A 9,787-nucleotide genomic window follows, 5' to 3' on the forward strand; every position below is an offset into this window, starting at 1 on the left:
TAATAGGACATTTTAACAGCGGAAAGGCAATATGAGCAGATGCAGCGCCGGCAAGTGATGCTTTTGCCTCCATCGCGCATGGCGATTTTGCGCTAGACTGCGCGTATTGCATACGGAGATAGTCATGAGCATCACAGTAGAAGACGTCAAGGCCGCACTGGCCCAGGTTATTGATCCAAATACACATAAAGATTTCGTTTCCAGTAAAACCGTCAAGAATCTGAAGGTCGACGGCGATGATATTTCCCTCGACATCGAGCTCGGCTACCCCGCCAAAAGCCAGATCGACCTGATCCGCAAATCCGTGCTGGCCGCCTTGCGCGTGCTGCCTGGCGTGGGCAACGTCAGCGTGGGCGTGTCGTCGAAAATCATTTCGCACACGGTGCAGCGCGGCTTGAAGCCGATGAGCAACGTGAAAAACATCATTGCCGTCGCTTCCGGCAAGGGTGGTGTTGGCAAGTCGACCACGGCCGTCAACCTGGCCCTGGCCCTGGCGGCCGAAGGCGCCACCGTCGGCATGCTGGACGCCGATATCTATGGCCCGTCGCAGCCGATGATGCTGGGCATCAGCGGCCAGCCGAAGACGCTCGATGGCAAGAGCATGGAGCCGATGGAAAACCACGGCCTGCAAGTGTCCTCGATCGGCTTCATGATCGATCCGGACGAACCGATGGTGTGGCGCGGCCCCATGGTCACGCAAGCCTTGCAGCAATTGCTGGACCAGACCAATTGGCGCGACCTTGACTACCTGATCGTCGACATGCCGCCAGGCACGGGCGACATCCAGCTGACCCTGTCGCAGAAAGTGCCCGTCACGGGCGCCGTCATCGTCACGACGCCGCAGGACATCGCGCTGCTCGACGCGCGCAAGGGCTTGAAAATGTTCGAGAAAGTCGGCATTCCTATTCTGGGCGTGGTGGAAAACATGAGCACGCACATCTGCTCGAACTGCGGCCATGCGGAAGAAATCTTCGGCGCCGGCGGCGGCGCGAAAATGTGCGCGGACTTCGGCGTGGAATTCCTCGGCGCCTTGCCGCTGACCATGGCGATCCGCCAGCAGACGGATTCGGGCACGCCCACCGTCGTGGCCGAGCCGGAAGGCCCCGTCGCCGTGATCTACAAGCAGATCGCCCGCACCATCGCGATCAAGGTGGCGGAAAAGGCGAAGGACATGACGAGCAAGTTCCCAAGCATCGTCATCAAGAACGACTGATGTAACCCAAGGCAGAGACTGGGGTCGAACCCTCAGGGTTCGACCCCGGCCCTTCATGGGTTAACAATCCTGCGCCAAGGTCAGCAGGAATATGGTTTCATGCAGTCCGTGTTGTTATTTAACAAGAGGAGACATCATGCAATTGAGCACCGTATTCCTGCGCCAGGCCGCAGTCCTGGTTGCCGGCAGCCTGCTGGCCGCCAGCGCGTTCGCGCAATCCGTTTCGTTCGTCGAGCCAGCCGATGGCGCGACTGTGACGAGTCCGTTCAAGGTCAAGTTCGCCGTCAGTGGCATGGACGTCAAGCCGGCCGGCGACATGACGGCCAAGACGGGCCACCACCATCTGCTCATCAATACCGGGCCGATGAAGGCGGGCGAGATGATACCCATGGATGACAAGCATTTGCATTTCGGCAAAGGACAAACGGAAACGGACGTCACCTTGCCGCCGGGCCAGTACACCCTGACCATGCAGTTTGCCAATGGCGCACACCAGTCGTATGGGCCGGAGTTGAGCAAAAGCATCAAGGTGACGGTCAAGTAAGTCAGGCAGATTGTCTGTTGCGGCAAAGGCCGGGTTCCAGCGATGGAGCCTGGCCTTTTTTATATTGTTGCCTCTTGTCATTATTGTGTCATATAGTCGGCGTATGCTGGCCGGTGGCCTAACTTTTGATGAGCGGATATGACGAAACATTTCTCCCTTTCCCGGCAGCTGGCGCAGGCGCTGCTGCTGGCCGCTGGCGTGGCGGCGTGCCAGGCGCATGCGGCCAAGGCGGTTCCTGCTGTTGCCTCTGCGGCGCAGCCCAAGCTGGTCGTCGTGCTGGTCGTGGACGGCTTGCCGCAAGAGCAGGTGACGCGCTACCGCGACCAGTTCGGCCAGGGCGGCTTCCGCCGCCTGCTGGAACAGGGCGCGTGGTTCAGCGATGCGCACCAGGCGCACGGCATCACGGTCACCGCCATCGGCCACTCGGCCGTGCTGTCGGGCGCCTATCCTTACCAGCATGGCGTGATCGGCAATAACTGGATCGATCCCGTCACGAAAAAATCCGTGTACTGTACCGAGGATGGCAATTTCCATTACATCGGCGAAGACACGCAGCCCGATGACGGCACGGCGCCGACCAGGCTGCGCGTGAGCACCCTGGGCGACGAACTGCGTTACTCGACGGGCGACAAGGCCAAGGTCGTCACCGTGTCGGGCAAGGACCGCGGCGCCATCCTGCTGGCCGGGAAAACGGGCACGGCCTATATGTACATGGAAAAGACGGGCAATTTCGCCAGCAGCACCTACTATATGCAGCAGCACCCGCAATGGGTGCAGCGCTACCAGGCGGCGAAACCGCAGGACCGCTATTACGGCAAGAGCTGGACGCCGCTGCTGGCCGACTCGGCCTACGTCAATGACGCCCGCGATGACCTCGTGCCTGCCAAGCCGGGCACGCGCAACACCTTCCCGTTCGCCTACTACAGCGACAGCGGCAAGCTCGATGGCGAGTATTACAGCCGCCTGAAGTCCGGCCCCTTCCTCGACGAGCTGACCCTGGAATTCGCCCGCGCCGCCATCGATGGCGAAAACCTGGGCCGCAACCCGGCCGGCGTGCCCGACATCCTCGGCGTGAGCCTGTCCGCGCACGATTACGTCAACCATGCCTACGGCCCGGAAAGCAAGATGTCGCACGACCACCTGCAGCGCCTGGACCGCATGCTGGCCGGCTTCTTTCTTGATCTCGATAAAAAAGTCGGCATGGACAACGTGCTCGTGGTGCTGACGGCCGACCATGGCTTTGCCAACGTGCCGGAGTTTTCCGAAACGCGGGGCATCTCCGCCAGGCGCATCGACGGCGCCAAACTGGTCGATGCGCTGAACCAGCACCTGGCCGCCACCCTGGGCATCGACAAGCTGGTGACGACATCGTCGCTGCCGAATATCTATCTCGATTACGCGCTGGCGGAAAAGAGCGGCATCCATCGCACCGCCCTGGAAGATGCGGCGGCCCGCTTCCTGCTGCAGCAGGACGGGCTGGCGCAAGTCTACACGCGCACGCAGATGGAAACGGGAGCCGTCGCCACGCGCATGGACACCCTGATGCGCCGCGCCTGGAACCGCCAGCTGTCGGGCGACCTGATGGTCGTCACCAAGCCGGCCTGGTATTTCGGCAAGGGCGTTGGCGGCACCTCGCACGGCACGCCGTACACGTATGACACCAACGTGCCGCTGATGGTCTTCGGTCCTCGCTGGATCAAGCCGGGCGCCTATGGCCAGTATGCGGAAGTGGTCGACATCGCGCCTACGCTCGCTCACTTGCTGCGCATACGCCAGCCGTCGGCGTCGGAAGGGCGGATTTTGACGGAAGCGGTGCGCTAAGGCGCTTGGACTGTGGTGTTGTCGGCTCACGCGCTGCGCGCTAAGCCGACCTACATTGGCCTTGTGGTGGGCATAGAGCGTAGGTCGGATTAGCGGGGCAAAGCCCCGCGTAATCCGACGACATCGTTGGCATAAGCGGTTACAACAGCCAGTCGATCGGCAGCACCGACAGAATCGCCACCCCCATGCGCTTCCACACGCTGGTGCCCGGTTCCGTGTCGTAGTGCGTGGTGGCGCCGCTGGCGTCGCGCGCGATCCAGTACAGCGCGCCGTCGGTGCCCAGCATGACTTGGTAGGCGCGCTGCGGGATCGTGGTGCGCATGGCCAGACCCAGCTGGCTGGCCAGCGCGGGGCTGTCGATGACGAGGCCCATTTCCGTATTCAGCTCGATGGAGCGCGGGTCGAAATTGAACGAGCCGACGAAGACGCGCTGGTCGTCGACGGCAAAGGTCTTCGCATGCAGGCTCGATGCGGAGCTGCCGAAGCGGCCCGTCTGTTCGCGCGCATCGCTCTGTCCCCACGAGCGGCGCGACTCGTACAGCAGCACGCCCGCTTCCAGCAAGGGTTTGCGCCATTTCGCATAGCCGGCATGCACAGCCGCCACGTCGGTCGCTTCCAGCGCATTCGTCAGGATGCGCACGCCCACGCCTTTTTTCGCCAGGTCGGCAAAGGCTTGCGTGCCGGCTTTGCCGGGCACGAAATACGGCGACACCAGGTCCACTTCCTTTTCCGGCACGCCGAGCAGGTTTCGCAGGTTTTCCGCCACGCCCGTGCCGGGCCTGGCCTTGTCCAGCACCTTGGCCGGGTCGTCGCTGACCATGCGCGTCCTGGCCCATTCGAAGGGCAGGGAGCGTTCCATCATCTGCTTGACGAAGGGCGAGGTGCGCAGCGCCTGCACGTATTCCTCTGCCGCCTTGGTGTCGTCGATGCGGTCCGCTTCGGCGGCGATGGTGGCCGCGTCGCCTTCGACAGGGCTGGTCAGCAGCAGCCTGGCCGGGTAGGCCGAGGCGCTGTTCCAGTAGCGGTCGAAATCGTGCGAGACCTCGCCGACGACGGGGCCGATGGCCAGCACGTCCAGGTCGGCGAACAGCACGTCGCCGGCTGCGCCAAAATATTCATCGCCCACATTGCGTCCGCCGACGATGGTGGCCTGGTTATCGGCCGTGAACGACTTGTTGTGCATGCGCCGGTTGAGGCGGGAAAAATCCGTGGCAAAGGCGAGCGCGCGCGGGGAACGGGGCAGGAAGGGATTGAACAGGCGGATTTCGATATTCGTTTGCTTGCCCAGCATCGTCAGGGTCTGGTCCAGACCCGCCGTATTGTTATCGTCGAGCAGCAGGCGCACGCGCACGCCCCGTTCTGCCGCCTGGCGCAAGGCGTCGAACAGCAGGGTGCCCGTGATGTCCTTGTGCCAGATGTAGTACTGCACGTCCAGGCTGCGCTGGGCCGCGGCGGCCAGCAGGGCGCGCGCGGCAAACGCGTCGCGCCCGTCGGCCAGCGGGTAAATGCCGGACACGCCCGGATGCTGCGCCACCATGGGTGCAATGGCCGTGGCCAGTTGCGTCTGCGCCGTATCGGTGATGACGTGGGAAGGAATGCGGCCGTCCAGCGCCGGCAGCGAGGCGCAGCCGGCGAGGAGGGCGGACAGCAGCAGGGGCAGCAGAGGCAGCAGCCGGCTGGCGCTGCGCGAGGGGAGTGCGGGAACGGGCATGGCAGGCTTTCATCGAGTTGCCCCGATGTTAGCAGATGCGCATGCCCGCACGCGGCGCGCCGTTGAAACCGCTTAGAGTTGTTCCAGCGCGATCAGTTCGGCCACCGTCTGGCGGCGGCGGATCAAATGGGATTGATCCCCATCGACCAGGTATTCGGCCGCATGGGGGCGGCTGTTGTAGTTCGACGACATCGACGCGCCATATGCGCCCGCGCCTTCGAACACCACGTAGTCGCCCACCTGCGCAGCCGGCAGCAAGCGGGTTTCCACCACGCCGCCATCGCGCTGGGTGAACACGTCGCCCGATTCGCACAGGGGGCCGCCGACGACGGTGGCGCGTGCGGCGCTGGCGTCCAGTGCGCGGCCGTCATGCGCGATCACCGACATTTCATGGTAGCTGCCGTACATGGCAGGGCGCATCAGTTCATTGAAGCCCGTGTCGAGCAGGGTGAAATGGTTGCCGCCCATTTGCTTGGTGGCGCGCACTTCGGCCACCAGCAGGCCCGCATCGGCCACGAGGAAGCGGCCCGGTTCGATTTCCAGGTGCACGGGATGGCCCAGGTGCGCCTCGATCTGCTTGCGCGCCGCATCCCACAGCTGGAAGTAGTGGTTGGTGTCGACGGGCTGCTCGCCTTCGCGGTAAGGCACGGACAGGCCGCCGCCCGTGGAAATGGCTTCGATGTCGTGTCCCATGTTCTTGACCAGGTCGACCATGGTGCCGCAGACGGTTTCCAGGTGGCTGTAGTCGACGCCCGAGCCGATGTGCATGTGCAGGCCCACCAGGTGCAAGCCATGCGCGCGGATGACGGCCAGCGCCTCCGGCAGTTCTTCGTGCCAGATGCCGTGCTTGCTGTTTTCGCCGCCCGTATTGGTCTTGTTGCTGTGGCCATGGCCATAACCGGGATTGATGCGCAGCCAGACGCGGTGGCCGGGCGACACGGGGCCCAGCTGGCGCAGCATGTCGACGGAGCCGCAATTGACTTCGATTTTTGCCGCCGCCACGCGCGCCAGGGTGGCGCGGTCGAACAGGTCGCAGGTGAACACCACGCCGGCGGCGCCATTCCTTTGCGCCGGTGTGTAGCCCGCCTGCAGCGCGCGCTCGATCTCGCCCAGCGAGACGGCGTCCACGTGCACGCCCGCTTCGCGCATCAACGTCAGCAGGTGGATGTTCGAATTGGCCTTTTGCGCGAAACGCACGGTGTCGAACTGCGCCAGCTGGGCGATGCGCGCGCGGATGGTGGCCGCGTCGTACACCCACAATGGCGTGCCGTGTTCCTGGGCGAGTTGGGCGAGGGTGGCGTCTGGCACTGGTTTCATGGTGGTTGTCTTTGTCATGTTTTAGGGGGGTGTCGGATTACGCGGGCTTTGCCCGCTAATCCGACCTACGATGCCGCTGATGATGCCGCTTTTTAGGATAAACATAAAATATCCATTTAAGCTGACCTTATTCATTTATGATATGGGCATGACTATCTCTTTGCGCCATATCGAGGTCTTTCGCGCCATCATGACGACGGGCAGCGTGACGGCCGCCGCCGCCATGCTGCATACATCGCAGCCCACCGTCAGCCGCGAGCTGGCGCGCCTCGAGCATTTGACGGGTTTGACCCTGTTCGAGCGCGAGCGGGGGCGGCTGCGCCCGACGGCCCAGGCGCTGCAGCTGTTCGAGGAAGTGCAGCGCGCGTATTTCGGCCTGGAGCGCATCGTCAGCACGGCGGCGGCCTTGCGCCAGTTCGACCAGGGGCAGTTGTCGATCGCCTGCCTGCCCGTGTTTTCACAGTCCTTGCTGCCGCAGGCGTGCAAGCGCTTCGTCGCCGACTTTCCCAAGGTGAGCATCAGCATCACGCCGCAGGAGTCGCCGCTGCTGGAAGAGTGGCTGTCGGCGCAGCGCCACGATATCGGCTTGACGGAAGTGGGCAATGCGCCGCCGGGCACCGCGCTCGCCACCCTGATGTCCGTTGATGAAGTGTGCGTGCTGCCCGATGGCCATCCATTGGCAGGCAAGATGACCTTGGCGCCGGCAGACTTCGCAGGCCAGCCTTTCATCAGCCTGGCCGCCGTCGACCCTTACCGCCAGCAGATCGATGCCATCTTCGCGCAGGCCGGCGTGGAGCGGCGCATGGCGCTCGACACGCACAGCGCCGCCTCCGTGTGCGCCATGGTGCGCGAAGGCGTGGGGCTGGCCATCGTCAATCCGCTCACGGCCCTCGATTATGCGGGGCAGGGCTTGCAGATTCGCCGCTTTGCCGTGTCCTTGCCGTTCACCGTGAATCTGGTCAAGCCCCTGCACCGGCCCTTGTCGCAACTGGTGGCCCTGTTCGAGCAGGCGCTGCATGCGCAGGCGGACGAGGTGAAAAGGCGGCTGCTGGCACTATAAGACAAGCCCCTTGAAGGACCGGGGTCAGACCCTCAGGGGAAATGGGGCCCAGTGGGCCCCATTTCGATCACGAAGTGACTGACCCCGGGGTTTGCCTTAGGGCTTTGCTTAGGTAGTAAAATGGCGTTTTACTTATTCAAGCCTGATTACTTCGATGACCACAACCGCTACTCCCGTCCGTACCCGTTTCGCTCCCAGCCCGACCGGCTATCTGCACCTGGGCGGCGCCCGCACCGCCTTATACAGCTGGGCGTATGCCCGCCACTTCGGCGGCACCTTCGTGCTGCGCATCGAAGACACGGACGTGGAGCGTTCCACGCCGGAAGCCGTGCAAGCCATCATCGAAGGCATGAAGTGGCTGGGCCTGGACCACGACGAAGGCCCGTTCTACCAGATGGCCCGCATGGACCGCTACCGCGAAGTCGTGGCGCAGATGCTGCTTGAGGGCACGGCATATCACTGCTACTCGTCGCCGGAAGAAGTCGAAGCGATGCGCGAACGCATGCGCGCCGCTGGCGAAAAGCCGCGCTACGACGGCACCTGGCGCCCGGAGCCGGGCAAGACCCTGCCGGCCATTCCTGCTGACCGCAAGCCCGTCGTGCGTTTCAAGAATCCGCTCGATGGCGACGTGAGCTGGGACGACGTGGTCAAGGGCACGATCACGATTTCGAACCGCGAGCTGGACGACCTGGTGATCGCGCGTCCGGACGGCACGCCGACGTACAACTTCTGCGTGGCAGTCGATGACTGGGACATGCGGATCACCCACGTGATCCGCGGCGACGACCATGTCAACAACACCCCGCGCCAGATCAACATCCTGCGCGCCATCGGCGCACCGCTGCCGCTGTACGGCCACCTGCCGATGATCTTGGGTGCGGACGGCGAAAAGCTGTCGAAGCGCCACGGCGCCGTCAGCGTGATGGATTACCCGGCGCAGGGCTTCCTGCCGGAAGCGATGCTGAACTACCTGGCGCGCCTGGGCTGGAGCCATGGCGATGATGAAGTGTTCTCGACCGAGCAGTTCTGCGAGTGGTTCAACCTGAATCACCTGTCCAAGTCCGCCGCCCAGTTCAACAATGAAAAACTGGCCTGGCTGAACAATCACTATATCAAGCAGGCAGACAACACGCGCCTGGCCGACCTGGCCCGTCCGCAAATGGTCGCCGCCGGCGCCGTCTTCGAAGGCGCGCCGGACCTGGCGCAAGTGCTGGGCATGATGAAAGAGCGCGCCAACACGGTCAATGAACTGGCCGCCGCCTCGATGCTGTTCTTCCGCGAGCCGCAACCGGAAGCGGCATTGGTGGCGCAGCACATCACGGATGCCATCAAGCCCGTGCTGGCGCAGTTCGCCGAGCGCATCGCCACGGTGGAGTGGAGCAAGGAAGCCGTGGCTGCCATGATCAAGGAAGTGCTGGCCGCCAACACCATCAAGATGCCGCTGCTGGCCATGCCTTTGCGCCTGATTTTGACGGGCCAGTTGCAGACCCCTGCCATCGATCAGGTGGTGGTGATCTTCGGCCGCGACACCGTGCTGGCGCGCCTGGCAAAGTGGCTGTAATCGCCGCGCTTAAATACGCGTAAAAATACGGTGCGGAAACCGTCTCTATGAAAAGTTGCTCATAGACGAAAAAGGGTATTTGCAGAGTGAAACTTCTTTGCTATACTCTTGTTTCTGCACCAACGGGGGTATAGCTCAGCTGGGAGAGCGCTTGCATGGCATGCAAGAGGTCAGCGGTTCGATCCCGCTTACCTCCACCAGCAGCAAAATCGCAGTTAGGTTTTGTTAGTCGTTGAAGTGGTGCAGATGTTGTTTGGAAGTTCCGCGGTCCCCATCGTCTAGAGGCCTAGGACATCACCCTTTCACGGTGAGTACAGGGGTTCGAATCCCCTTGGGGACGCCAGGTAGTTGTGGTATAGTAGTGGCAGTTGTTTGTACTGATTGTTGTAAGTTCAGGTCCGTAAAAAACGGAATCTGGATGGAAAGCAAGTAGTGGAACAAAGTCGCCAAGTGCGACTTTTATTATTTCTGCGCCCGGGGGGTATAGCTCAGCTGGGAGAGCGCTTGCATGGCATGCAAGAGGTCAGCGGTTCGATCCCGCTTACCTCCACCAACAGCGC

7 protein-coding genes and 3 tRNA genes are annotated in these 9,787 nt (G+C 62.8%); 8 read left to right on the forward strand and 2 right to left on the reverse strand.

The genetic code is table 11. From position 1 onward, the window contains the following. Positions 1-124: 124 nt before the first annotated feature. From apbC to BLU39_RS09730, 3 genes are all read left to right on the forward strand, one after another. Positions 125-1,213 (forward strand): iron-sulfur cluster carrier protein ApbC, encoded by a 1,089-nt coding sequence (gene apbC, locus BLU39_RS09720; RefSeq protein ID WP_034758315.1) that lies wholly within the window; start codon positions 125-127, stop codon positions 1,211-1,213. 136 nt (positions 1,214-1,349) lie between these two features. Then, positions 1,350-1,757 (forward strand): DUF4399 domain-containing protein, encoded by a 408-nt coding sequence (locus BLU39_RS09725; RefSeq protein ID WP_092712387.1) that lies wholly within the window; start codon positions 1,350-1,352, stop codon positions 1,755-1,757. Between the two features lie 138 nt (positions 1,758-1,895). Then, complete coding sequence (locus BLU39_RS09730; protein WP_092712389.1) at positions 1,896-3,578, forward strand: alkaline phosphatase family protein; 1,683 nt, start codon at positions 1,896-1,898, stop codon at positions 3,576-3,578. A 139-nt stretch (positions 3,579-3,717) separates the two neighbouring features. Here the strand turns inward: BLU39_RS09730 and BLU39_RS09735 are convergent, their stop codons facing one another. Together BLU39_RS09735 and lysA are read right to left on the reverse strand one after the other, a co-directional pair. Then, positions 3,718-5,289, reverse strand: a complete 1,572-nt coding sequence (locus BLU39_RS09735) for a phospholipase D family protein (RefSeq protein WP_092712391.1) — start codon at positions 5,287-5,289, stop codon at positions 3,718-3,720. Between the two features lie 72 nt (positions 5,290-5,361). Further along, positions 5,362-6,606: a diaminopimelate decarboxylase gene (gene lysA, locus BLU39_RS09740; RefSeq protein WP_092712393.1), complete on the reverse strand. Its 1,245-nt coding sequence runs from the start codon at positions 6,604-6,606 to the stop codon at positions 5,362-5,364. A 148-nt stretch (positions 6,607-6,754) separates the two neighbouring features. On the opposite strand from lysA, the gene BLU39_RS09745 reads away from it, so the two are divergent. The 5 genes from BLU39_RS09745 to BLU39_RS09765 all read left to right on the forward strand — a co-directional run bounded on the left by BLU39_RS09745 (position 6,755) and on the right by BLU39_RS09765 (position 9,780). Beyond that, positions 6,755-7,666, forward strand: a complete 912-nt coding sequence (locus BLU39_RS09745; RefSeq protein ID WP_092712395.1) for a LysR family transcriptional regulator — start codon at positions 6,755-6,757, stop codon at positions 7,664-7,666. 154 nt (positions 7,667-7,820) lie between these two features. After that, positions 7,821-9,227, forward strand: coding sequence for a glutamate--tRNA ligase (gltX, locus tag BLU39_RS09750; RefSeq protein ID WP_092712398.1), 1,407 nt, complete (start codon positions 7,821-7,823; stop codon positions 9,225-9,227). A gap of 124 nt (positions 9,228-9,351) precedes the next feature. Further along, a tRNA-Ala gene (locus BLU39_RS09755) sits at positions 9,352-9,427 on the forward strand. A 67-nt stretch (positions 9,428-9,494) separates the two neighbouring features. Beyond that, a tRNA-Glu gene (locus BLU39_RS09760) sits at positions 9,495-9,570 on the forward strand. Between the two features lie 134 nt (positions 9,571-9,704). Further along, a tRNA-Ala gene (locus BLU39_RS09765) sits at positions 9,705-9,780 on the forward strand. Positions 9,781-9,787: the final 7 nt, after the last annotated feature.

It is taken from the genome of Janthinobacterium sp. OK676 (assembly GCF_900103595.1).
In the GTDB taxonomy this organism is placed as follows: domain Bacteria; phylum Pseudomonadota; class Gammaproteobacteria; order Burkholderiales; family Burkholderiaceae_D; genus Janthinobacterium.